Annotated in this window: 25 protein-coding genes and 2 other annotated features; all 25 genes read left to right on the top strand. The window is 36.8% G+C overall.

Annotated features, from left to right (window positions below):
* The first annotated feature begins 263 nt into the window (after positions 1-263).
* Complete coding sequence (locus BFA01S_RS06360) at positions 264-959, top strand: MgtC/SapB family protein (RefSeq protein WP_156483547.1); 696 nt, start codon at positions 264-266, stop codon at positions 957-959.
* A gap of 126 nt (positions 960-1,085) precedes the next feature.
* A complete protein-coding gene (locus BFA01S_RS06355) occupies positions 1,086-1,547 on the top strand; it encodes a CtsR family transcriptional regulator (RefSeq protein WP_066227147.1) in 462 nt (153 codons plus the stop codon).
* A gap of 14 nt (positions 1,548-1,561) precedes the next feature.
* Positions 1,562-2,116, top strand: coding sequence for a protein-arginine kinase activator protein McsA (gene mcsA / locus BFA01S_RS06350; protein WP_066227155.1), 555 nt, complete (start codon positions 1,562-1,564; stop codon positions 2,114-2,116).
* Between the two features lie 4 nt (positions 2,117-2,120).
* A complete protein-coding gene (mcsB, locus tag BFA01S_RS06345) occupies positions 2,121-3,218 on the top strand; it encodes a protein-arginine kinase McsB (protein WP_066227145.1) in 1,098 nt (365 codons plus the stop codon).
* Positions 3,215-5,656 (top strand): ATP-dependent protease ATP-binding subunit ClpC, encoded by a 2,442-nt coding sequence (gene clpC, locus BFA01S_RS06340; protein ID WP_066227141.1) that lies wholly within the window; start codon positions 3,215-3,217, stop codon positions 5,654-5,656. Before mcsB ends, clpC begins: the two co-directional genes overlap by 4 nt.
* A gap of 149 nt (positions 5,657-5,805) precedes the next feature.
* The gene (radA, locus tag BFA01S_RS06335) at positions 5,806-7,179 is read left to right on the top strand and encodes a DNA repair protein RadA (RefSeq protein WP_066227139.1); all 1,374 of its coding nucleotides are present in this window, start codon (positions 5,806-5,808) and stop codon (positions 7,177-7,179) included.
* 321 nt (positions 7,180-7,500) lie between these two features.
* Positions 7,501-8,589 carry a PIN/TRAM domain-containing protein gene (locus BFA01S_RS06330; protein ID WP_066227134.1) on the top strand — a complete coding sequence of 363 codons (1,089 nt, stop codon included), beginning with the start codon at positions 7,501-7,503 and terminating at the stop codon, positions 8,587-8,589.
* A gap of 131 nt (positions 8,590-8,720) precedes the next feature.
* Positions 8,721-9,401 (top strand): 2-C-methyl-D-erythritol 4-phosphate cytidylyltransferase, encoded by a 681-nt coding sequence (ispD, locus tag BFA01S_RS06325; RefSeq protein ID WP_066227132.1) that lies wholly within the window; start codon positions 8,721-8,723, stop codon positions 9,399-9,401.
* Between the two features lie 2 nt (positions 9,402-9,403).
* A complete protein-coding gene (gene ispF, locus BFA01S_RS06320) occupies positions 9,404-9,880 on the top strand; it encodes a 2-C-methyl-D-erythritol 2,4-cyclodiphosphate synthase (protein WP_066227129.1) in 477 nt (158 codons plus the stop codon).
* 99 nt (positions 9,881-9,979) lie between these two features.
* A complete protein-coding gene (gltX, locus tag BFA01S_RS06315; protein ID WP_066227149.1) occupies positions 9,980-11,437 on the top strand; it encodes a glutamate--tRNA ligase in 1,458 nt (485 codons plus the stop codon).
* A gap of 37 nt (positions 11,438-11,474) precedes the next feature.
* Positions 11,475-11,713 (top strand) — a binding site (T-box leader).
* A 236-nt stretch (positions 11,714-11,949) separates the two neighbouring features.
* The gene (gene cysE / locus BFA01S_RS06310) at positions 11,950-12,648 is read left to right on the top strand and encodes a serine O-acetyltransferase (protein ID WP_156483546.1); all 699 of its coding nucleotides are present in this window, start codon (positions 11,950-11,952) and stop codon (positions 12,646-12,648) included.
* Positions 12,599-13,996, top strand: coding sequence for a cysteine--tRNA ligase (gene cysS, locus BFA01S_RS06305; protein WP_066227124.1), 1,398 nt, complete (start codon positions 12,599-12,601; stop codon positions 13,994-13,996). Before cysE ends, cysS begins: the two co-directional genes overlap by 50 nt.
* A 3-nt stretch (positions 13,997-13,999) precedes the next feature.
* Positions 14,000-14,413, top strand: a complete 414-nt coding sequence (locus tag BFA01S_RS06300; RefSeq protein ID WP_066227121.1) for a Mini-ribonuclease 3 — start codon at positions 14,000-14,002, stop codon at positions 14,411-14,413.
* Between the two features lie 207 nt (positions 14,414-14,620).
* Positions 14,621-15,364, top strand: a complete 744-nt coding sequence (rlmB, locus tag BFA01S_RS06295) for a 23S rRNA (guanosine(2251)-2'-O)-methyltransferase RlmB (RefSeq protein WP_066227120.1) — start codon at positions 14,621-14,623, stop codon at positions 15,362-15,364.
* A gap of 6 nt (positions 15,365-15,370) precedes the next feature.
* The gene (locus tag BFA01S_RS06290; RefSeq protein WP_066227119.1) at positions 15,371-15,880 is read left to right on the top strand and encodes an NYN domain-containing protein; all 510 of its coding nucleotides are present in this window, start codon (positions 15,371-15,373) and stop codon (positions 15,878-15,880) included.
* A 67-nt stretch (positions 15,881-15,947) separates the two neighbouring features.
* On the top strand, positions 15,948-16,604 hold the full coding sequence (gene sigH, locus BFA01S_RS06285) for an RNA polymerase sporulation sigma factor SigH (protein ID WP_066227116.1): 657 nt from the start codon (positions 15,948-15,950) through the stop codon (positions 16,602-16,604).
* A gap of 143 nt (positions 16,605-16,747) precedes the next feature.
* Positions 16,748-16,897 (top strand): 50S ribosomal protein L33, encoded by a 150-nt coding sequence (gene rpmG, locus BFA01S_RS21775; RefSeq protein WP_082799878.1) that lies wholly within the window; start codon positions 16,748-16,750, stop codon positions 16,895-16,897.
* A gap of 79 nt (positions 16,898-16,976) precedes the next feature.
* Positions 16,977-17,159 (top strand): preprotein translocase subunit SecE, encoded by a 183-nt coding sequence (gene secE / locus BFA01S_RS06280; RefSeq protein ID WP_066227114.1) that lies wholly within the window; start codon positions 16,977-16,979, stop codon positions 17,157-17,159.
* Between the two features lie 164 nt (positions 17,160-17,323).
* Positions 17,324-17,857, top strand: a complete 534-nt coding sequence (gene nusG, locus BFA01S_RS06275) for a transcription termination/antitermination protein NusG (RefSeq protein ID WP_066227111.1) — start codon at positions 17,324-17,326, stop codon at positions 17,855-17,857.
* 172 nt (positions 17,858-18,029) lie between these two features.
* A complete protein-coding gene (gene rplK, locus BFA01S_RS06270) occupies positions 18,030-18,455 on the top strand; it encodes a 50S ribosomal protein L11 (protein WP_066227109.1) in 426 nt (141 codons plus the stop codon).
* A 105-nt stretch (positions 18,456-18,560) separates the two neighbouring features.
* Positions 18,561-19,250 (top strand): 50S ribosomal protein L1, encoded by a 690-nt coding sequence (gene rplA / locus BFA01S_RS06265; RefSeq protein WP_066227107.1) that lies wholly within the window; start codon positions 18,561-18,563, stop codon positions 19,248-19,250.
* Positions 19,251-19,304: 54 nt separating this feature from the next.
* Positions 19,305-19,444 (top strand) — a sequence feature (ribosomal protein L10 leader region).
* 55 nt (positions 19,445-19,499) lie between these two features.
* On the top strand, positions 19,500-20,003 hold the full coding sequence (gene rplJ / locus BFA01S_RS06260; protein ID WP_066227105.1) for a 50S ribosomal protein L10: 504 nt from the start codon (positions 19,500-19,502) through the stop codon (positions 20,001-20,003).
* Between the two features lie 66 nt (positions 20,004-20,069).
* Positions 20,070-20,432 (top strand): 50S ribosomal protein L7/L12, encoded by a 363-nt coding sequence (gene rplL, locus BFA01S_RS06255; RefSeq protein ID WP_066227102.1) that lies wholly within the window; start codon positions 20,070-20,072, stop codon positions 20,430-20,432.
* 85 nt (positions 20,433-20,517) lie between these two features.
* Entirely contained in the window at positions 20,518-21,114 is a 597-nt protein-coding gene (locus tag BFA01S_RS06250) for a class I SAM-dependent methyltransferase (protein ID WP_066227099.1), read from the top strand.
* Between the two features lie 330 nt (positions 21,115-21,444).
* Positions 21,445-25,023 carry a DNA-directed RNA polymerase subunit beta gene (rpoB, locus tag BFA01S_RS06245; RefSeq protein WP_066227096.1) on the top strand — a complete coding sequence of 1,193 codons (3,579 nt, stop codon included), beginning with the start codon at positions 21,445-21,447 and terminating at the stop codon, positions 25,021-25,023.
* Positions 25,024-25,075: the final 52 nt, after the last annotated feature.

Below are 25,075 nucleotides of genomic sequence, written 5' to 3'. Positions count from 1 at the left end.
AAGTAAGATGAAAGAAGGCCAGCAGAAATGCTGGTCTTTTTTGTTATTTTTAAAGAATTGTTTTCATTTTTTAAATAGTTTTCAAGTTTTAATAATAAGAAAGCCATTAGAAAAAAATAATTTGATTGCATTTTTATAGATGAATCTACATATATCGTAATAAATAGTAAATTTATTTACATAAATTTTATAGAGATAGTTCATTTTTTATTATTTATATCCATGTTATAAAGTAAAGATTTTGGAGCTGGAGGTATCCATACATGCTATCTAGTTTTTTTCATGAAGATTCGATAACAATGATGTCCCGTATTATTCTTGCCGCTGTTCTTTGTGGCTCGATTGGTTTAGAGCGTGAGATTAAGAAACATCCAGCTGGATTCCGTACACACTTATTAGTTGGAGTAGGTTCTTGTTTAATGATGCTGCTATCTATATATGGCTTTCAGGAATACATATCACAACATGAAAATATAAGATTTGATCCAGCTAGAATTCCATCCTATGTTATTAGCGGAATAGGTTTTTTAGGTGCAGGTACAATACTTGTTAAAGGTGCGACAGTAAGGGGGTTAACAACTGCCGCATCAATATGGATAGTTGCAGGTTTAGGACTTGTCTCTGGGATAGGTATGTATGATTTAGCTGTATTTACTACATTAATTGTATTATTAAGTTTAATCTTTCTTAATAAGTTAGAAAAAGTGATGGATTCCTCAAAGAAACGGAAACAGATTAAGTTTGTTGTACCATCTTCTCCAATTGCAGTAGAAAAAATTATAAAAAGATTATCTGAATTCAACTTAGTTATCTATAAATTAGATATGATTAAGACGAAGAAAGATAAACAGGGAAACTTATTTTTTTGTTACTTATTAGATATAGAAGCTAGTGCATTAAGCAGTGAAGAAATAAAACAAATCATATCAAATATTAAAGAAGTAGAGAAAATTTTATAAATAGGTTTTATCGTCTATGTTTATGGAAATATTTATTATGGGACGTTAAAGTTGAAAATTTTCTCGCTTCGTTTTATAGTAAGGTTATAGTCAAATATAGTCAAAGTCAAGTTAGGGGGAGGTTGAGTGAGAAATATCTCTGATATTATAGAGCAGTATTTAAAGGCAGTTCTCGATAGCAGCGGAAAAGAAATTGTCGAGATTAAACGGAGTGAGATTGCAGATAAGTTCCAATGTGTACCATCACAAATAAATTATGTTATTAATACAAGATTTACAATAGAGAGAGGTTTTATTGTTGAAAGTAAGCGAGGTGGCGGTGGCTACATTCGGATTATTAAAGTTCACGCTCATGATCATGCACATTTAATTGATCAGATTCTCCATTTGATTGATCAAAGGCTTTCCCAAGCTTCAGCAGAGGATATTATCGGAAGGCTCGTTAGTGAGGAAGTATTATCTGAGAGAGAGGCAAAACTTATGCTCAGTGTAATTGACCGATCAGTTTTGTATATTGATCTTCCTCACCGGGATGAATTAAGGGCAAGAATGGTAAAAGCAATGTTGACTTCGTTGAAATTCAAATGATGGAAGGTGAAGAGATGATATGCCAAGAATGTCAGGAACGGCCGGCTACTTTTCACTTCACTAAAGTAATTAATGGTGAAAAAACAGAAGTTCATATTTGTGAACATTGTGCAAAAGAGAATAGTGAAAAGTTTATGTTTGATGGCGGCGGTTTTTCTTTTAATAGTCTGTTAGCTGGTTTGCTGAATATGGAGCCTGCACTCACAAAGTCTGGAGAACAACAAAATCAATTATTTAAAACAAATGACGTACTTCAATGCAAAAGATGCAGAATGACCTTTCAGCAATTTTCTAAAGTTGGCAGGTTCGGTTGCTCTAATTGTTATAAAGCTTTTGAAGATCAAATAATTCCAATTTTAAAACGTGTTCATGGTGGTAATACAGAGCACTCTGGTAAGATCCCAAAACGCATTGGTGGAGATATTCATATTAGGAAGCAAATTGAACAATTAAAGAGCAAAATTCACGAGCTCATTGTTCAAGAAGAATTTGAGCAGGCAGCAAATGTAAGAGATGAGATTCGCACTTTAGAGAAAGAATTACATAATGTTAGAGAGGAGGGATTGTAAATTCATGTCACTCCAACATTTTATTAATAATGCAATGAGCGCTTGGATGAATCAAGATGGTCCTGATTCAGATATTGTTCTAAGCAGCCGCATTCGATTAGCCCGTAATATTGAAAAATTTGAATTTCCAACTATCGCAACGAATGAAGAAGCACAAGAAGTAGTAAAGATCTTTGAGGATGCATTTGCTGATAAAGTATGTGAGCCGGTTGGAAAGTTAGAATTATTAAAAATAAATGATCTTCAGTCTATTCAAAAAAGAGTGCTTGTTGAAAAACATTTAATTAGTCATCATTTAGCTGAAAATTCGGCTTTTGGAGGATGCTTATTATCTGAGAATGAAGAAGTTAGCATTATGGTAAATGAAGAGGATCATATACGAATTCAATGTTTATTACCTGGATTCCAATTGAAAAAAACTTTAGATATTGCAGGAAAATTGGATGATTGGATCGAAAAGGAAATAGACTATGCTTTTGACGAGCATAGGGGTTATTTAACTAGCTGCCCGACAAATGTAGGTACAGGGTTAAGAGCTTCTGTCATGATGCATTTACCAGCTCTTGTTCTTACACAAAAAATAACTAGAATTATCCCAGCTATTAACCAGTTAGGTCTAGTTGCAAGAGGGATCTATGGAGAAGGCAGCGAAGCTTTAGGAAATATCTTTCAAATTTCAAACCAAATTACACTTGGTAAATCAGAGGAAGATATTGTTGATGATTTAATAAGTGTCGTTCAGCAATTGATTTCACAAGAAAGATCTGCTAGGGAAGCACTTTATAACACCTCCCAAATTCAATTGGAGGATCGGGTTTACCGTTCATTTGGAACACTTGTCTACAGCAGAGTTATTGAGTCAAAGGAAACAGCAAGATGTTTATCAGATGTCAGGTTGGGAATTGATTTAGGCATTATAAAAGATATTTCAAAAACAATTTTAAATGAATTGATGATTCTTACCCAACCTGGCTTTTTACAGCAATATTTTGGTGGACCGTTAAGACCTGATGAGAGAGACGTTCGAAGAGCGTTGTTAATAAGAGAAAGATTAGAGCTGGAAATGGAAAGTAATAAACGGATGGAGGATGATGGAATATGATGTTTGGAAGATTTACTGAGCGTGCACAAAAGGTACTTGCTTTAGCACAAGAAGAAGCAGTTAGATTAGGACATAATAATATTGGAACAGAGCATATTCTTCTCGGACTCATTAAGGAGGGGGAAGGAATTGCTGCAAAGGCACTTTCAGCTTTAGGACTTGTCCCTGAGAAAATTCAAAAGGAAGTAGAAGGACTAATTGGGAGAGGCCAAGAAGCTTTAGAATCTCCTCATTATACACCAAGAGCGAAAAAAGTGATTGAGTTATCAATGGATGAAGCAAGAAAGCTTGGACATTCTTACGTAGGTACAGAGCATATTTTATTAGGATTGATTCGTGAAGGAGAAGGTGTTGCTGCACGAGTTCTTAATAACTTAGGTGTTAGTTTAAATAAAGCGCGTCAACAAGTACTTCAATTATTAGGAAGCAATGAATCATCAGCAAATCATCAAGGTGGAGGTATGGCAAATGCAAATACACCAACTCTTGATAGCTTAGCCCGTGATTTAACTGTCATTGCTCGTGAAGGAAGTCTCGACCCTGTTATCGGAAGAGGAAAAGAGATTCAGCGCGTAATTGAGGTGCTTAGCCGAAGAACAAAAAATAACCCTGTTTTAATCGGTGAACCTGGTGTCGGTAAAACGGCAATTGCTGAAGGACTGGCACAGCAGATCGTACAAAATGAAGTTCCGGAAATATTACGTGATAAACGTGTTATGACACTTGATATGGGTACTGTTGTTGCAGGTACAAAATATCGTGGTGAATTTGAAGACCGCTTGAAGAAAGTAATGGATGAAATTCGCCAAGCAGGCAATATTATTTTATTTATTGATGAACTTCATACATTAATCGGTGCAGGTGGTGCTGAAGGTGCAATTGATGCATCAAATATTTTAAAGCCATCATTAGCCCGTGGAGAATTACAATGTATAGGTGCAACGACATTAGATGAGTACAGAAAATACATTGAAAAGGATGCAGCACTTGAACGCAGATTCCAGCCGATTCAAGTTGATGAGCCGACAGTAGAAGAAAGTATTCAAATTTTAAAGGGTCTCCGTGACCGCTATGAAGCGCATCACCGCGTCTCGATAACTGATGATGCAATTGATGCAGCTGTTAAATTTTCTGACCGCTATATTTCTGACCGTTTCTTACCAGATAAAGCAATTGATTTAATTGATGAAGCTGGTTCGAAAGTTCGACTTCGTTCTTTTACAACACCACCTAATTTGAAAGAATTAGAACAGAAATTAGAAGAAATCCGTAAAGAAAAGGATGCATCTGTTCAAAGTCAGGAATTTGAAAAGGCAGCATCATTACGTGATACAGAACAAAGATTAAGAGAACAGCTTGAGGAAACGAAGAAAACATGGAAAGAAAAGCAAGGTCAGGAAAATACAGAGGTAACAGTGGAAGATATCGCTTTAGTCGTATCAAGTTGGACTGGTGTACCTGTATCGAGATTAGCCCAAACAGAGACAGATAAGCTGCTCAATATGGAAAATATCCTTCATTCACGAGTAATTGGCCAAGAAGAAGCAGTTACCGCTGTTGCAAAGGCTGTCAGAAGAGCAAGAGCAGGTTTAAAAGATCCAAAACGCCCAATTGGTTCATTCGTCTTCTTAGGACCGACTGGTGTAGGTAAGACAGAATTAGCAAGAGCACTTGCTGAATCGATTTTTGGTGATGAGGATGCAATGATTCGTATTGATATGTCTGAATATATGGAAAAACACTCTACTTCCCGATTAGTAGGTTCACCTCCAGGATATGTCGGCTACGAGGAAGGCGGACAGTTGACTGAGAAAGTTAGAAGAAAGCCGTACTCAGTCGTGTTACTAGATGAAATCGAAAAAGCTCATCCGGATGTATTTAATATTTTACTGCAAGTATTAGAGGATGGACGTCTTACTGATTCAAAAGGACGTACAGTTGATTTTAGAAATACGATTTTAATTATGACTTCAAATGTTGGAGCAAGTGAATTAAAACGAAATAAATACGTTGGTTTCAATGTTCAAGATGAGAATCAAAACTATAAAGATATGAAAGGTAAAGTAATGGGCGAACTTAAAAAAGCATTCCGTCCAGAATTCATTAACCGAATTGATGAAATTATTGTCTTCCATTCTTTAGAGAAGAAGCATATCAAAGAAATCGTTTCTCTTATGTCAGATCAGTTAACGAAACGTCTGCTTGAACAGGAATTAACATTAGAATTAACAGAAGCAGCGAAGGATAAAATAAGTGATGAAGGCTTTGATCCTGAATATGGAGCTCGTCCGCTGCGCCGCGCAATTCAAAAGCATGTTGAAGACCGTCTTTCTGAAGAGCTTTTAAAAGGAACAATTGAAAAGGGCAAGAAAATTATTTTAGATGTAGAAAATAATGAATTTGTTGTAAAAACTGTTGAAGAAGAGACAGTTAAATAAAACGCCAGTTTAAGAGAGTTAAATAAAACATTTTATAGTGGAGGCATAGTTGCAAAGCGTGTGCCTCTCTTTTTTCCTTTATTTAATTCTGTCGTAAATATTATGAAAATGATACTATTTACGTATTCTACTAGAGAAAGGATCCAAGTATGGCAAAAACAAAGGTGAAATTTATATGCCAGTCCTGTGGCTATGAATCCCCAAAATGGATGGGGAAATGTCCTGGATGTGGCGAATGGAATAAGATGACAGAAGAAATACTAAAAGCAGCATCTCCCCGTAAAGCAACTTTTGCGCATTCTAATCAAACTGTTCAAAAACCTTCTCCGATTACTAGTATTGAAACAATGAATGAACCAAGAATTCATACAAATTTAAAAGAGTTTAACCGTGTATTAGGAAGCGGTATCGTTAAAGGCTCTCTTGTTCTTATTGGTGGAGATCCTGGTATTGGAAAGTCCACTTTATTATTGCAGGTCTCTTCTCAGTTAGCTGATGGAGGAAATGATGTTCTTTATATTTCAGGTGAAGAATCAGTTAGTCAAACAAAGCTTAGAGCTGATCGCCTTGGAGTAAAATCAGAAAAGTTATTTGTCCTCTCTGAAACGGACTTAAGCTTTATTTCTAAAGCAATAGAAGAAACAAATCCTGCTTTTGTTGTCGTTGACTCTATTCAAACTGTTTATCATAATGAAATAACATCAGCTCCAGGAAGTGTCTCACAAGTAAGGGAATGTACTGCTGAATTAATGAGAATTGCTAAAACGAAAGGTATTGCGATTTTTATTGTTGGACATGTAACGAAAGAAGGCTCAATAGCCGGTCCTAGATTATTAGAGCATATGGTTGATACTGTCCTTTATTTCGAAGGGGAGCGTCATCATACGTATAGAATATTAAGAGCTGTAAAAAACCGCTTTGGTTCTACAAATGAAATGGGTATTTTTGAAATGAAGGAAAGTGGTTTAGAGGAAGTATTAAACCCTTCTGAAATCTTCCTTGAGGAACGTTCAAAAGGAGCTGCAGGCTCGACTGTTGTTGCCTCTATGGAAGGGACAAGACCTGTTCTAGTTGAAATTCAAGCTCTTATCTCTCCAACAAGTTTCGGAAACCCGAGAAGGATGGCTACAGGAATTGATCATAACCGGGTACCTTTGCTTATGGCAGTACTTGAAAAAAGAGTAGGATTATTACTGCAGAATCAAGATGCTTATTTAAAAGTTGCTGGCGGTGTGAAGCTTGATGAACCTGCAATCGACTTAGCTGTAGCTGTTAGCATTGCTTCAAGCTTTAGAGATGTTCCTTCCAATCCAACTGATGTTATTATTGGCGAAGTTGGTTTAACTGGAGAAGTAAGAAGAGTATCCAGAATCGAACAAAGAGTGATGGAAGCGGCTAAGCTTGGCTTTAAGCGTGCTATTTTACCGGAAGCGAATCTGGAAGGATGGACTGCTCCTAAAGGGATTAAACTTATCGGAGTGAAAACGGTTGCAGAGGCATTGAAGGCTACACTGGAAGGGTAATCTGAGACCTCAATTTTCATTCGTGTGGAAATAAATACCTGAAACTTATTCTATTCCTTTTTCGTAATAAAATAAGTATGGGAAACAGTAACTTTTTTAATATAGATATCGACTAACAGATGTAGCAATAATTTAATGGAAAAAGTTAATGAAAACGTTTAATTTTTAAAAAATTAGGCTATATTAAACTTGTTTTTACTTTCATTTCATACTTGTTTCTTTTTTACAGTATGATTTCAATCTAATTACAATTTTAAGTATCTCTTTATAAAGTGTTTTAGTTAGGATAAAGTGTTTATAATCTATAAGGGAGGTGAAGGTATGTTAAAGCGAATTATACAACTGTTTTTTCTAAGTGTTGGAGGAATGCTAGGTGTTTTCTTTATGCCAAAGCTGCTTCAGCTTCTTCAAATGCAGGACATACCTTTTATTAGTGCGCCATATACTTTAGCGGTATTAGGGGCTGTTATATTCTTTTGTATTACTTTTTGGTTAGTAGACTATGTAGTGAACTGGATAAAGCTGTTGGAAGAATCATTAGTTAAAGCACCGGTTACTGATGTATTATTCGGTAGTCTCGGGTTAATATTTGGACTTATTATTGCATTTTTAATTATTATTCCTCTGCCAGATATTCAATATTTGGACACTTATCTCCCTATTTTTATAACAGTTTTATTGGGTTATCTAGGGTTCCAAGTCGGTTTTAAGAAGAGGGACGAACTTGTTAATGTCTTCTCTGTTCCAAGTCGTATCGGTAAGAAGAAGGGGACTGGAGAGGAAGAAACTGATTACGAGGATAAAAAATTAAAAATTTTAGATACGAGTGTTATTATTGACGGCAGGGTTGCTGACATTTGTCAGACTGGTTTCTTAGAAGGAACAATCGTTATTCCGCAATTTGTGCTCGAAGAATTGCAGCATATTGCAGATTCATCAGATGTGTTAAAAAGAAACAGGGGCCGAAGAGGATTAGATATTCTCAATCGTATTCAAAAAGAATTAGCAATTAAAGTAGAGATCTATGAAGGTGATTTTGAGGATATACAAGAGGTAGACAGTAAGCTTGTCAAACTTGCGAAATTAACATCAGGTGTTGTTGTGACAAATGACTTTAATTTAAATAAAGTTTGTGAACTCCAAAAAGTACATGTTTTAAACATAAATGATCTTGCAAATGCAGTGAAACCTGTCGTCCTCCCAGGTGAAGAATTGAATGTTCAAGTGATTAAGGACGGCAAGGAGCATAATCAAGGTATTGCTTATCTAGATGACGGTACAATGATCGTTGTAGAAGAAGGCCGCAATTATATCGGTAAGCAAATAGATGTTCTCGTTACGAGCGTATTGCAAACATCTGCAGGCCGAATGATTTTCGCTAAACCGAAATTACTTGAAAAAGCACTATAGTCGTGATGAAAAATATGGTATGTTTATAGTCATAAAGGTTTTGAATATGAAATAGAAAAAGCCCTGTGGAATCCTTGTTTGAATAAACATGGTTTTCCTAGGGCTGTTTCATTGCTTAAAGGAGAAATAATATGAACTATGAGGTTATTATTCCTGCGGCTGGCCAAGGAAAAAGAATGAATGCAGGAAAGAATAAGCAGTTTATCGAGCTGGACAGTATACCAGTCATCGTACATACATTGCTCGTTTTTCAAAATCATTTGTATTGCTCTAACATTATTCTCGTTATAAATGAGCGTGAACGTTCTATTTTTATGGACTTAATTGAGAAATATCATTTAAACAAAGTGACAAAGTTAGTTGCTGGCGGGAGCGAAAGGCAAGAAAGTGTGTATAATGGTTTAAAAGCTGTTAAAAATGAGCTTATCCTCATTCACGATGGAGCAAGACCATTTATTAAACCATCTAAAATTGAGGAACTTGTAAAGGCAGCGAAAGAGAAAGGGGCCGCATTAGCAGCTGTCCCGGTAAAAGATACCATTAAACGGGTAGAAAACAATACCGTCATTGAAACTGTTGAAAGATCAACACTTTGGTCAGTGCAGACTCCCCAGGCCTTTCAGCTTCCTCTTATTATGAATGCTCATAAGGATGCAGAGGAAAATAATTTTTTTGGAACAGATGATGCCAGTCTTGTTGAAAGAATGGGACAATCTGTTGCAGTTATTTTTGGGGATTACACGAATATTAAGCTGACAACTCCTGATGATTTAATTGTTGCAAAAGCTATTTTAGAGGGAAAAGAGGAATGAATGTGATAAGAATTGGTCAAGGTTATGATGTACACCAGCTTGTAGAGGGGAGACCGCTTATTATTGGCGGGATTGAAATTCCTTTTGAAAAAGGGTTACTCGGACATTCTGATGCAGACGTTTTATTGCATACAGTAGCTGATGCCTGTTTAGGAGCTATTGCAGAAGGAGATATTGGAAAACACTTTCCTGATACTGATCCTGCATTTAAAGATGCAGACTCTGCTAAGCTGTTAACACATGTATGGGGAATTGTAAAAGAGCATGGATACAAGCTTGGAAATATAGATTGTACGATTATCGCTCAAAAGCCGAAAATGGCTCCGCATATTGAAGAAATAAGAGCGAGAATTGCACAATTATTAGAAGCAGCTGTCTCACAGGTGAATGTGAAGGCTACGACTACTGAAAAACTCGGATTTGTAGGCAGAGAAGAAGGCATTGCTGCACAGGCAACTGTTTTATTATTAAAAAAGTGATAATGCGTTTTGAATGAAGAAGCTTTAGGTGGTACAATAAAATGGTTATTTTACTGCTTATTTGCTAAAGATTGTTTTAGTGGAGGTTTTGATGAAAAGATGACAAACGAAGTGAGAGTGCGCTATGCACCAAGTCCAACAGGTCATTTACATATAGGAAATGCAAGAACAGCTTTATTTAATTATTTATTTGCTAGAACTCAGAATGGGAAATTTATTATTCGTATTGAAGATACAGATAAAAAGCGGAATATTGAAGGCGGAGAAGAAAGCCAGTTAAAATATTTAAAATGGCTTGGCATCGATTGGGACGAAAGCGTCGATACAGGCGGTGAGTATGGTCCATACCGTCAATCCGAACGTAATGATATTTATAAGAAGCTTTACGAAGAATTGCTCGATAAAAACTTAGCATATAAGTGTTACTGTACGGAAGAAGAGATTGAGAAGGAAAGAGAAGAACAGATGGCTCGCGGCGAAAATCCGCAGTACTCTGGGAAACATGCAAATTTAACGGTTGAAGAACAAGAGCAGTTTGAGAAAGAAGGCCGCCAGCCAAGTATTCGTTTCCGCGTTCCAAAGGGGAAAATCTATCAGTTTAATGATATCGTAAAAGGCGATATTTCATTTGAATCTGATGGCATTGGTGATTTTGTTATCGTTAAAAAAGATGGCACACCGACATATAACTTTGCTGTTGCTGCTGATGATCATTTAATGAAAATCTCTCATGTCTTAAGAGGGGAAGATCATATTTCCAATACGCCGAAGCAATTAATGATTTACGAAGCATTCGGCTGGGATATCCCGGTTTTTGGACATATGACACTTATTGTAAACGAAAGTCGTAAAAAGTTAAGTAAGCGAGATGAATCAATTATTCAATTTATTGAACAATATGAAGAGCTTGGTTACTTAAATGAAGCATTGTTTAACTTTATTGCGCTTCTTGGCTGGTCACCAGGTGGAGAAGAAGAAATTTATAATAAAGAGCAGCTTATTGAGATTTTTGATGCTTCAAGATTATCAAAATCACCAGCTGTATTTGATTCACAAAAACTGGCATGGATGAATAATCAATATATGAAGAAAGCTGATCCGGATCGTGTTGTGGACCTAGCTTTACCTCATTTAATAAAAGCTGGTAAAATTCCTAGTGATATGACGGAAGAACAGTCACAATGGGTTCGTAAATTAATCCATTTATATCAGGATCAAATGAGCTTCGGAGCAGAGATTGTTTCTTTAAGTGAACTGTTCTTTAGAGAAGAGATAACATATGATGACGAAGCGAAGACAGTGCTTGAGGAAGAACAAGTAAATGAGGTATTAACAGTATTTGCATCAGAAATTGAGGCAATGGATGAATTTAATGCTGATAATATTAAAGCGACAATTAAGGCTGTTCAAAAAGCAACAGGTCAAAAAGGGAAAAAATTATTTATGCCAATCCGTGTGGCGACTACAGGTCAAACACATGGTCCTGACCTGCCGAAAGCAATTGAGCTTGTTGGCAAAGAAACTGTTTTAAGTCAATTAGCGAAAGTTACTAGTTAACTTTTTAATAAAAATGTAATATAGTAAAATAAATAATGACACTGCATTGATAAGGAGAGTAAAGTTTTGCTTCCTTCTTAGAGAGAACCTTCAATGGCTGAAAAAGGTTCATGAGAGGCATTACTTGAAGTGCACCTTGGAGCCCCTTCGCTAAAAATCAAGTGGATGAGTAAGTGAAGGCGTCCTGCCCTACGTTATCAGGGTTAAAGTTGAGGCGATTTAGAAATTCTAAGTTGCTTAAACAGAGTGGAACCGCGCTATTTAAGCGTCTCTGTATATTTTGCAGAGGCGCTTTTTTGTATTTATTATAAAGTGAAACTTCCATCAGTGGGGGGGTTCTTTATCCCTCGCTGATGGTTAGTTGAAACAATTGGACCTTTATGGGACAGTTGATCCCTGCTTAATTTCCTCGAATTCTCAGAATTTTGAACTGAGGATTTTACTGTCCATTAAGGCTGGGATAAAAAGTTAACGTTCATTTTTATATATTTTGAAAGAAGATAGGAGGGGAAATAATGTTTCGAATGATGAAAGAAGATATTGACGTTGTATTTGAGCAAGATCCAGCTGCAAGAAGCCATTTTGAAGTCATTCTGACGTATGCTGGATTACATGCTATTTGGGCACATCGAATTGCACATGCTTTTTATAAAAGAAAATTCTTTTTCTTAGCGAGAAGTGTCTCCCAAGTCAGCAGATTTTTTACAGGGATTGAGATACATCCTGGTGCGAAAATAGGAAGAAGGCTTTTTATTGACCACGGTATGGGTGTTGTAATTGGAGAAACTTGTGAAATCGGAAATGATGTAACTATTTTCCAAGGTGTAACTCTTGGGGGAACTGGTAAGGAAAAAGGAAAGCGACATCCGACTGTTAAGGATAATGCGCTAATCGCAACCGGAGCAAAAGTACTTGGATCAATAACAATTGGTGAATACTCTAAAATAGGTGCCGGCTCTGTCGTACTAAAAGACGTTCCGGAGCATTCGACGGTTGTAGGAATACCGGGAAGAGTCGTAATTCGAAATGGAAAAAGAGTAAATCAGGATTTAGATCACCGTAATTTACCTGATCCAGATGCAGATCGTTTTAAAAAGTTAGAACAAGAAATAAATCGTTTAAGAGACGAATTGGAGCAAGCGAAGAAAGGAAGGCATGAAGATGGCAATAAAGTTGTACAATACGCTAACGAGACAGAAAGAAACATTTGAACCTTTAGAAGAAGGTAAAGTGAAAATGTATGTTTGTGGTCCAACAGTGTATAACTATATTCATATTGGGAATGCGAGACCTGCAATTGTATATGATACTGTGAGACGGTATTTAGAATTTAGCGGGTATGATGTGAAGTATGTATCAAACTTTACGGATGTTGACGACAAGCTGATTAAGGCAGCAAATGATCTCGGTGAAACAGTGCCGGTTATTGCCGACCGTTTTATTGAAGCATATTTTGAAGATGTCGCTGCTCTTGGTTGTAAGCGTGCAGATGTGCATCCGCGTGTAACAGAGAACATTGATCTTATTATTGATTTCATTCAAGCATTAATCGATAAAGGATACGCATATGAGGCATCTGGGGATGTTTATTATAAGACACGCGCATTTAAAGATTACGGTAAGTTATCACATCAGTCTATTGACGAACTTCGTGTAGGAGCTCGAATTGAGGTAGGAGATAAAAAACAGGACTCCCTTGACTTTGTTTTATGGAAAGCGGCAAAAGAAGGTGAAATCGCCTGGACTAGTCCTTGGGGTGAAGGGCGACCAGGATGGCATATAGAGTGCTCGGCAATGGCAAAAAAATATTTAGGTGATTCAATCGATATTCATGCGGGTGGGCAAGATTTAACATTCCCACATCATGAAAATGAAATCGCTCAAACAGAAGCACTAACAGAAAAGCAATTTGCGAAGTATTGGCTTCATAATGGATATATTAATATTAATAACGAAAAGATGTCTAAATCATTAGGAAACTTTGTGCTCGTTAACGATATTATTAAAAAGCATGATCCACAGGTTGTCCGCTTTTTCATGCTTTCTGTTCACTATCGTCATCCAATTAATTTTTCTGATGAGTTATTAGAAAATACGAAAAATGCTTTTGAAAGATTAAAAACTTCTTATACAAATTTACAGCATCGAATCGAAAGCAGTACGAACTTAACTGAAAATGACGGTACTTGGATTGATCAGATTAAAAGCTTACGTGAGCAGTTTAGACATGAAATGGACGATGATTTTAATACAGCTAATGCTATTACGATTTTATTTGAACTAGCAAAGCTGGCAAATTACTATCTTCAGGAGAAAAATACTGCTGTTGAAGTTGTTCAAGCATTTTTAAATGAATTTGATCAGCTTGGAAATGTACTCGGTATTACTTTTGCAGAGAATGAATTGTTAGATGAGGAAATTGATGATCTTATTGCACAGCGTATTCAGGCAAGAAAAGATAGAGATTTTGCGTTAGCTGATGAAATTCGTGATAAATTAAAAGAGATGAATATTATTTTAGAAGATACGCCTCAAGGGACAAGATGGAAAAGAGGATAAAGGATGTTTTTTGATTTACCAGATAATATAGAATTTAGACAATTAAATAGCTTAGCACTTGCATATGTTGGTGATGCTGTATATGAGGTTTATGTACGGCATTTTTTACTAACTAAAGGAAGCGTGAGACCTAATCAATTACATAATTTATCGAAGAGATATGTCTCTGCAAAAGCTCAATCAAAAATTCTCCATTCTTTATTGGATGAGGAAGGCTTCTTTACAGAAGAGGAATTAGCCGTTATTAGAAGAGGCCGCAATGCGAAATCAGGAACAATACCGAAAAATACAGATGTACAAACATATCGTTACAGCACCGCGTTCGAAGCGTTAATCGGCTATCATTATTTAGCGAAGGCTGAAGAGAGATTGCAGCAAATATTCGTACGCTCAGTCGGTTTCATGGAGGATAAATAGAAGTAAACCTCAGCTTCAGAAAAATTCGAATCTTAATTTCACTTTATCCCACTCTTAACAGGCAGTAAGATTCCTGCCTCCGTATTCCGAAAAAACAAGGAAGAACGGTGGGGGATCAACTGTCCGTAAAGGTGTGATAAGTTCATCCAGCAATCAGTAGCTGATTGAAGATTCATTTTATAGAAATGGAAGAAGGAAGGTACACATATGTCTCAAGATTATATTATTGGGCGAAATCCAGTAATCGAAGTGTTGAAATCAGAAAGAGATATTAATAAGATTTGGATTGCTGAAAATTCCTTAAAAGGACAGGCTCAGCAAATAACTGCGTTAGCGAAGGATAAAGGGGTTACGGTACAGTTTGTACCTAAAAGAAAGATTGATCAAATGGTGGAGGGTAATCACCAGGGTGTCATTGCACAAGTGGCTGCTTATGAATATGTACATGAAGATGATTTGCTTCATATTGCAAAAAAGCGTAATGAAGAGCCATTTATTTTAATTTTAGATGAGATTGAAGACCCTCATAATTTAGGTTCTATTATGAGAACTGCTGACGCTGTAGGTGCTCATGGGATTATTATACCGAAGAGAAGAGCGGTAGGTTTAACGAGTTCGGTTGCAAAAGCTTCCACAGGTGCGATTGAATATATTCCAGTAGCAAGGGTAACGAATTTAGCAAGAACAATTGATGATTTAAAAGAAAAAGGTGTCTGGATCGTTGGTACAGATGCAAAAGGAGCGGATGATTATCGAAATCTAGATGGTAAGATGCCGTTAGCTTTAGTCATTGGCAGTGAGGGGAAAGGAATAGGTCGTCTTATTAAAGAAAAATGTGATTTCCTCGTTAAAATGCCAATGGTTGGACATGTGACGTCTTTAAATGCATCAGTAGCTAGCAGTCTCCTTATGTATGAGGTTTACAGGAAGAGACACCCATTAGGAGAGTAGGAGAAAATGGATATCCTATTAGTAGATGGATATAACATTATAGGGGCATGGCCAGAGCTTCAGAGATTAAAAAATACTAATTTATCTGAGGCTCGTGATTTACTTATAGAGAAAATGGCAGAGTATCAAGCATATACAGGCTTCAGAGTGATTATTGTTTTTGATGCACATCTTGTTAAGGGCATTGAGTCCAAGCAGAAAAATTATAGGGTAGAAGTTATTTATACGAGAGAAAATGAAACGGCTGATGAACGTATTGAAAAGCTGGCAATATCATTAAATAATATTAAAACACAAGTGTATGTAGCCACATCAGATTTTACGGAACAATGGGCCATTTTTGGACAAGGTGCTTTGAGAAAATCAGCAAGAGAGCTATTTAACGAAATGAATGCAATTGAAGGAAGAATTCAAATAAATGTAAGAGAAATTGAAGAAACTCGTCCATCATCCAAAATACAAATTCCAAAAGACGTAATGGAGAAATTGGAGCGGTGGAGACGAGGAAATTTATAACTGGTTGACGATTTGGAAAATAATGCTGTATACTGTTCTTATCTAACGTTCAGTCGGGGGGATCGGCTTGAATTTACAGTTCAACAAGGGGAAGATCAACAAGGAAAATTTAAGTTCATTAGAAGATGAACAGATTATTGACCTTGTTCATCGGGGAGATAGTGAAGCACTTGATTATTTAATTACAAAATACCGAAATTTTGTTCGTGCAAAGGCTAGATCATATTTTCTTATCGGTGCTGATCGTGAGGACATTGTTCAAGAGGGAATGATTGGCCTTTATAAGGCAATCCGTGATTTTAAAGAAGACAAGCTTTCATCTTTTAAAGCATTTGCAGAATTATGTATTACCCGCCAAATTATTACTGCTATCAAAACTGCAACTCGTCAAAAGCATATTCCGCTTAATTCCTATGTTTCTTTGGACAAGCCAATATATGATGAAGAGTCGGATCGAACGTTAATGGATGTTATTTCTGGAGCGAAAGTTACTGACCCGGAGGAACTCATTATTAATCAGGAAGAGTTCGATGATATTGAAGTGAAGATGGGCGAGCTATTAAGTGATCTTGAAAGAAAAGTTCTTGTACTTTATTTGGACGGTCGCTCTTATCAAGAAATTTCAGAAGAGTTAAACAGGCATGTGAAATCGATTGATAATGCTTTACAACGTGTTAAAAGGAAATTAGAACGTTATCTTGAACTTAGAGAAATTAGTTTATAATTAGTTGAAATTTATAAAGTGAGTTTTAACCTCTAGTTAAGATGTTTGGTTGAATTCCTTGCGCTTTTTTAGTTTTATTGACGAAAAAACATCGCTGTGATAAAGTTTTAAAAGAATAAAATCGTTTCGGCAGGTGAGGAAAAATGCGCAAAAAGGTTACTTTATCTTGTGCAGATTGTGGAAGTCGCAATTATACAACAATGAAAAATACAACAGATCATACAGAAAGACTTATCATTAAAAAATTCTGTAAAGTATGTAACTCTCACACTGATCACTGTGAAACGAAGTAATTATTTATGTTCTGACTATTTGAATCTATTTTACTTTAAATTTTGCAAGGTTTCCAAATTCTCTTGGGGGTAAGCATAGATGCAACGTATATTTAATTTTTTCCGAGATGTAGCTCGTGAAATGAAAAAGGTTAGTTGGCCAAAAGGAAAGGAATTATCCCGTTATACAATCACAGTAATTACAACTGTTGTATTCGCAGGAATCTTTTTTGCGGTCGTTGATTTAGGAATTTCTTCATTAATTCGTTTAATTCTTGAATAATCCGAACTAATCCGTGCTATAATAGTAGATATATTTTCTGTCTGCAAAACCCGTTTAGCGGGTTTTTTCATTGTTTAAAAAAGTTCAAACGTTCTGTCGAAAATGAGATTGTAAGTTTCGAAAGTGATGATTGGTGGGGAGGGAAGGACAAACTGTCCTGACATATGGAAAAGAACTGGTATGTTGTACACACATATTCTGGCTATGAGAATAAAGTGAAGGCGAATCTTGAAAAACGTGTTGAGTCAATGGGAATGCAAGATAAGATCTTCCGAGTTGTTGTGCCTGAAGAGGAAGAAACAGAGATTAAGAATGGTAAAAAGAAAGTTACGAAGAAGAAAGTTTTCCCGGGTTATGTATTAGTTGAAATTGTTATGACAGATGATTCATGGTATGTTGTACGTAATACACCTGGTGTGACGGGATTCGTAGGTTCTGCTGGTCATGGTTCAAAACCAACTCCATTACTCCAAGAAGAAGTAGAGTTTCTGCTAAAACGCATGGGTATGGAAGAAGGCAAGATTGAATTTGATTTCGAATTGAATGAAACTGTTCAAGTGGCAGAAGGACCGTTTGCTAATTTTACAGGCACGATTGAAGAGATTGATTATGATAAGAGCAAAATTAAAGTTCTTGTTAATATGTTCGGTCGTGAAACGCCAGTAGAATTGGATTTTACACAAGTTACTAAATTATAATTGAAAAAAACTTGAAATAGAACTTGAATAGTGGTAATATTTCTAAAGTCAGTACGTCTCAAATATTGAGGCGAAAAACTTGATTTATTTTTGTCATTCATATAAAGAATGAGTTGATGAGTGGGAGGGTATATCCCAATTACCACATCACGGACTTAAGGAGGTGTGTCTCGTGGCTAAAAAAGTAATTAAAATTGTTAAATTACAAATCCCTGCTGGGAAAGCAAACCCTGCTCCACCTGTAGGTCCTGCATTAGGTCAAGCTGGTGTAAACATCATGGGATTCTGTAAAGAATTTAATGCTCGTACAGCTGATCAAGCTGGATTAATTATTCCTGTTGAAATCACGGTATTCGAGGACCGTTCATTTACATTTATTACGAAAACTCCTCCTGCTGCAGTTTTACTTAAAAAGGCAGCTGGTATTGAGTCTGGTTCTGGTGAACCAAACCGTAATAAAGTTGCGACAGTTAAGCGTGACAAAGTACGTGAAATCGCTGAAACAAAAATGCCTGACTTAAATGCGGCAAATGTTGAATCAGCTATGCGTATGGTTGAAGGTACTGCGCGCAGTATGGGTATCGTTATCGAAGACTAATTTTAATTAGTTAGGAATGTGTAGGTTGCGGGTTTGGTGTTCTCCAGTTCGCAACCTTTATTCGTGGGAGGTTATTCCGCTAAAACCACTAAGGAGGAAAATATAATGGCTAAAAAAGGTAAAAAGTACGTAGAAGCTGCGAAGCTTGTAGACCGTACAAAAGTATATTCAGTTGCTGAAGCAGTTGATTTAGTTAAAAAAACAAGTGTTGTTAAATTTGATGCAACAGTTGAAGTAGCATTCCGTTTAGGCGTTGACCCTAAGAAAGCTGACCAACAAATCCGTGGTGCAGTTGTACTTCCAAACGGAACTGGTAAAACTCAACGTGTATTAGTTTTTGCTAAAGGTGAAAAAGCGAAAGAAGCAGAAGCTGCTGGTGCAGACTATGTAGGTGATGCAGACTATATCGCTAAAATCCAACAAGGCTGGTTCGAGTTCGATGTAATCGTTGCTACACCTGATATGATGGGTGAAGTTGGTAAAATCGGTCGTGTATTAGGACCAAAAGGTTTAATGCCAAACCCTAAAACAGGAACTGTTACATTTGACGTTGAAAAAGCGATCAATGAAATCAAAGCAGGTAAAGTTGAATACCGTTTAGATAAAGCTGGAATCATTCATGTTCCAATCGGTAAAGTATCTTTCGAAGATAATAAATTAGTTGAGAACTTCACAACTGTTTATGAGACTTTATTAAAAGCGAAACCGGCTGCTGCTAAAGGTACTTTCATGAAGAGCGTTGCTGCAACTTCAACAATGGGACCTGGTGTTAAAGTAGACGTTTCTACTTTTTAATTAATTTTTATTGACTTCATGAGAATTTTTTAATATAATAATCCATGTTGTTTAACTAAATAAATCGCTATACCGTAGACAGTAGGTGCTAGCTTAGCTTAATTTCCTACCGAGGTGTATTATGTAAATAAGAATTTCTTATTATACAAGTATATACAACCTCCATGTCTTCATGGAGGTTTTAATATTGAATACACAGTCACACCAAACGGTTTAGTATTTCGCGATGAAACTACAGGAGGTGTAACGATGAGCAGTACTATCATTGAAACAAAGAAACAGATCGTAGATGAAATTGCTGAGAAATTAACTGCAAGTAAATCTACAGTTATCGTAGATTACCGTGGTCTTAACGTTTCTGAAGTAACGGAATTACGTAAGCAATTACGTGAAGCTGGCATTGATTTTAAAGTATACAAAAATACAATGACACGCCGTGCTTTCGAAAAAGCTGGTCTTACTGGTATCGAAGATGCATTAACTGGACCGAATGCTATCGCTTTCGGCAGTGAAGATGTAGTTGCTCCAGCAAAAATTCTTAATGACTTCGCTAAAAAACACGAAGCATTAGAAATTAAAGCTGGTGTTATTGAAGGAAATGTTGCAACTGTTGAAGAAGTTAAAGCTCTTGCTGAACTTCCATCAAGAGAAGGTTTACTTTCTATGTTGCTTAGCGTTCTTCAAGCTCCGATCCGCAACTTCGCTCTTGCTACAAAAGCTGTTGCAGATCAAAAAGAAGAACAAGGTGCATAATAATTCACTTTGTCCATTAATCGAATTTTAATAAATTATTAAGGAATAATAAGGAGGAAATTAACAATGACTCAAGAACAAATCATTGAAGCAGTTAAAAGCATGACTGTTTTAGAATTAAATGACTTAGTTAAAGCAATCGAAGAAGAATTTGGTGTAACTGCTGCAGCTCCTGTAGCTGTTGTTGGTGCTGCTGGTGGAGAAGCTGCTGCTGAGCAAACTGAATTTGATCTTGTACTTACTGGTGCAGGCGCTCAAAAAATCAAAGTTATCAAAGTTGTACGTGAAATCACTGGTCTTGGCTTAAAAGAAGCTAAAGAACTAGTAGATAACACTCCAAAAGCACTTAAAGAAGGCATCACTAAAGAAGAAGCTGAAGAAGCAAAAGCTAAACTTGAAGAAGTTGGCGCTGACGTAGAAGTTAAGTAATTAATTTCTATTAATATGAAAAGCTCGCTATATATGTGGCGAGCTTTTTTACACGCTAAAAATCTCATGATAGGATGTGTTCATAATGAGTGAACATTACTATTCTGAAAAGCCGACGGTTGAAAGTGATCGCAAAACTTGGAAGTATGTTCTGTGTAATCATTCATTTACATTTCAAAGTGACCGTGGAGTTTTTTCGAAAAATGAAGTTGATTTCGGCTCGAAATTATTAATTGAAACATTTGTAATGCCAGAGGTGTCTGGAGCTGTTCTTGATGTAGGTTGCGGATATGGACCTATTGGTTTAGCGATTGCTAAACAATATGAAAGAGAAGTGCAGATGATTGATATTAATGAAAGAGCTGTTGAATTGGCTAAGGATAATGCTAAGCTAAACAGTATTTCGAATGTTAATATTTATCAGAGTAATCTTTTCGAACGAGTGCAAGATCAAAAATTTGCAGCTATTTTAACAAACCCCCCGATTCGTGCTGGGAAAAAGGTAGTTCATGAAATTTTTGAGAAAAGTTATCGTTGTTTAGTGGAGGACGGAGAGTTGTGGGTCGTTATTCAGAAAAAACAAGGTGCTCCATCGGCGATCGAGAAGATGAAGGAATTATTTGCTGAAGTAGAAGTTGTTGAGAAGAAAAAAGGCTATTATATTATAATGGCTCGAAAATAATTGACTCGGTATTCGAGTTGTGATAACATTGTAAAATGCCAATATATAATTTCCATAAGTATCTATTTTTTTAAGTATGAAATAATGATACATTGGAAAAGCTAATAAAATCAATAGTTCGTTTGTAAAATGTGGTTTTCTATGAAGAAGCCCTTTTTCTTTTTGTTTTTTCCTTGCATATATTTTTTTTCTAGCTTTCTATATGGTATTGTATACATGATATTGGAAATTGAGAGAATTGTCTATTGATTCTCTTATCTGTTTTTATAGAAAGTTTTGGAACGAGAATGTAAAGCAAGAATAATACGCTTGATTTGAGGGGTGAATCAGTTGATAGGTCAACTAGTTCAGTATGGACGACACCGCCAACGTAGGAGTTATGCACGCATTAGTGAAGTATTAGAATTACCAAATCTTATTGAAATTCAAACCTCTTCCTACCAGTGGTTTCTTGATGAGGGTCTGAGAGAGATGTTTCAGGATATTTCTCCAATTGAGGATTTTACTGGTAACCTCTCGCTGGAATTTATCGATTATAGCTTGGGTGATCCTAAGTATTCTGTTGAAGAATCAAAAGAGCGCGATGTTACCTATTCAGCACCACTACGTGTGAAGGTGCGTTTGATCAACAAAGAAACCGGTGAAGTAAAAGATCAAGATGTCTTTATGGGAGATTTCCCACTTATGACTGAGACAGGTACATTTGTAATTAATGGTGCTGAACGTGTTATTGTTTCCCAATTAGTGCGTTCACCAAGTGTTTATTACAGTGGTAAAGTTGATAAAAACGGTAAAAGAGGCTTTACTGCAACTGTCATACCAAACCGTGGAGCTTGGTTAGAATATGAAACAGATGCAAAAGATGTTGTATATGTTCGTATTGACCGTACGAGAAAGCTGCCTGTTACAGTGCTTTTACGTGCTCTTGGGTTTGGCTCTGATCAAGAAATCACCGAATTATTAGGTGAGAATGAGTACTTAAGAAATACGTTAGATAAAGATAACACAGAAAGTACTGAAAAAGCTTTATTAGAAATCTACGAGCGTCTGCGCCCTGGTGAGCCGCCGACAGTAGATAATGCAAAAAGCTTATTAGAATCTAGATTTTTCGATCCAAAACGCTATGATCTAGCAAGCGTTGGACGATATAAAATAAACAAAAAGCTTCATATTAAAAATCGTTTATTTAATCAGCGTTTAGCTGAGACGCTTGTTGATCCTGAAACAGGAGAAATTATTGCGGAAAAAGGAACGTTAATTGATAGAAGAACATTAGATCGTATTATTCCAAACCTTGAAAACGGGGTAGGGTTTAAAACACAATTGCCATCCGGCGGAGTAATTGAAGATGAGGTTGTACTGCAATCTATTAAAATCTATGCTCCAAACGATCCAGATGGAGAAAAAGTTATTAATGTTTTAGGAAATGCCTATGTAGAAGAAGCAGTTAAAAATATAACTGCAGCTGATATTTTAGCATCTATCAGTTACTTCTTTAACCTTTTATATGGTGTTGGTGACACAGACGATATCGACCACTTAGGTAACCGTAGACTTCGTTCAGTTGGGGAGCTCCTGCAGAACCAATTCAGAATTGGTCTATCAAGAATGGAACGTGTCGTTCGTGAAAGAATGTCAATTCAAGATACTGCTACAATTACACCGCAGCAATTAATTAATATTCGACCTGTCATTGCATCAATTAAAGAGTTCTTCGGTAGCTCTCAGTTATCACAGTTTATGGATCAAACGAATCCATTAGCTGAATTAACACATAAGCGTCGTTTATCAGCATTAGGACCAGGTGGTTTAACACGTGAACGTGCGGGATTCGAAGTTCGTGATGTTCACTACTCTCACTATGGTCGTATGTGTCCGATTGAAACACCGGAGGGTCCTAACATTGGACTTATTAACTCGCTTTCATCTTATGCAAAAGTGAACCGTTTTGGTTTCATCGAAACTCCTTACAGAAGAGTTGACCCTGAAACTGGAAAGGTGACACAGCGAATCGATTATTTAACTGCTGATGAAGAAGATAACTATGTAGTTGCACAGGCGAATGTTATCTTAGGCGATGATGGTTCATTCGTTGAGGAAGATATCGTTGCTCGTTTCCGTGGGGAAAACACTGTTGTTCATCGCGACAGAGTGGACTATATGGATGTATCACCGAAGCAAGTTGTTTCTGCCGCAACAGCATGTATCCCATTCTTAGAAAACGATGACTCTAACCGTGCGTTAATGGGTGCGAACATGCAAAGGCAAGCTGTACCTCTTATGCAGCCGGAAGCACCGATTGTTGGTACTGGTATGGAATATGTTTCTGGTAAAGACTCAGGTGCTGCAGTTATTTGTAAATACCCGGGTGTTGTAGAGAAAGTAGAAGCCAAAAATGTTTTGGTGCGTCGTTACGAAGAAGTGAATGGTCAAAAAGTTAAAGGTAATTTAGATAAATATAGAATGCTTAAATTTATCCGTTCTAACCAAGGAACATGTTACAACCAGCGTCCAATCGTAAGCGTTGGCGATGAAGTTGTAAAAGGTGAAATTTTAGCAGATGGTCCATCAATGGAAAAAGGTGAACTTGCATTAGGTCGAAACGTAATGGTTGCCTTTATGACATGGGATGGATACAACTATGAGGATGCTATCATCATGAGTGAGCGCCTCGTAAAAGATGACGTATATACATCTATTCATATTGAAGAGTATGAATCAGAATCAAGGGATACGAAACTCGGGCCTGAAGAAATTACACGTGATATTCCTAACGTTGGGGAAGATGCACTTCGTAATTTAGATGACCGTGGTATTGTACGAATTGGTGCAGAAGTAAAAGATGGTGATCTTCTTGTTGGTAAAGTAACTCCTAAAGGTGTAACTGAGCTTACAGCTGAAGAGCGCTTATTACATGCAATATTCGGTGAAAAGGCTCGTGAAGTCCGTGATACATCGCTTCGTGTTCCACATGGCGGCGGCGGTATCGTTCTTGATGTGAAAGTTTTCAACCGTGAAGACGGTGATGAGTTACCACCAGGTGTAAACCAGCTTGTTCGTGTTTATATCGTTCAGAAGCGTAAAATTTCTGAAGGGGATAAAATGGCCGGACGTCACGGTAATAAAGGTGTTATCTCACGTATTTTACCTGAAGAAGATATGCCGTATTTACCAGATGGCACACCAGTTGATATCATGTTAAACCCATTAGGGGTACCATCTCGTATGAATATCGGTCAAGTGTTAGAGCTGCACTTAGGTATGGCTGCAAGAAAATTAGGTCTGCATGTAGCATCACCGGTATTTGACGGTGCTACTGAGGAAGATGTATGGTCAACGCTTGAAGAAGCTGGTATGGCAAGAGATGCGAAAACAGTTCTTTATGATGGCCGTACAGGTGAACCATTTGATAACCGTGTATCAGTAGGAATCATGTATATGATCAAGCTTGCTCATATGGTTGATGACAAGCTGCACGCACGTTCTACAGGACCATACTCACTCGTTACGCAGCAGCCGCTTGGAGGTAAAGCTCAATTCGGTGGTCAGCGTTTTGGAGAGATGGAAGTATGGGCACTTGAGGCTTATGGTGCTGCATATACTCTTCAAGAAATTTTAACAGTTAAATCTGATGACGTTGTCGGTCGTGTGAAAACATATGAGGCAATTGTTAAAGGTGAAAACGTCCCTGAACCTGGGGTTCCTGAATCATTCAAAGTATTAATTAAAGAGCTTCAAAGTTTAGGTATGGACGTTAAAATTTTATCTAGTGATGAACAAGAAATTGAGATGAGAGACCTTGAAGATGATGAAGAAACAGGCGAAGCTGAAGGTCTGGCAGTCAATAATCAACTAGAAGAAGAGACTGAAAGTGCGGAAAAGGAAAAAGACGCAGTCATTAAAGAATAAACTTAATTAATATGTAGTTGTGCAATAAGGGTAGAACCTGAAGATGAAAAGG

The organism is Metabacillus fastidiosus NBRC 101226, from assembly GCF_001591625.1.
In the GTDB taxonomy this organism is placed as follows: Bacteria; Bacillota; Bacilli; order Bacillales; family Bacillaceae; genus Metabacillus; species Metabacillus fastidiosus.
Note: the sequence above shows the minus strand (reverse complement) of the source record. Positions and strands in the feature narration are given on the sequence as shown.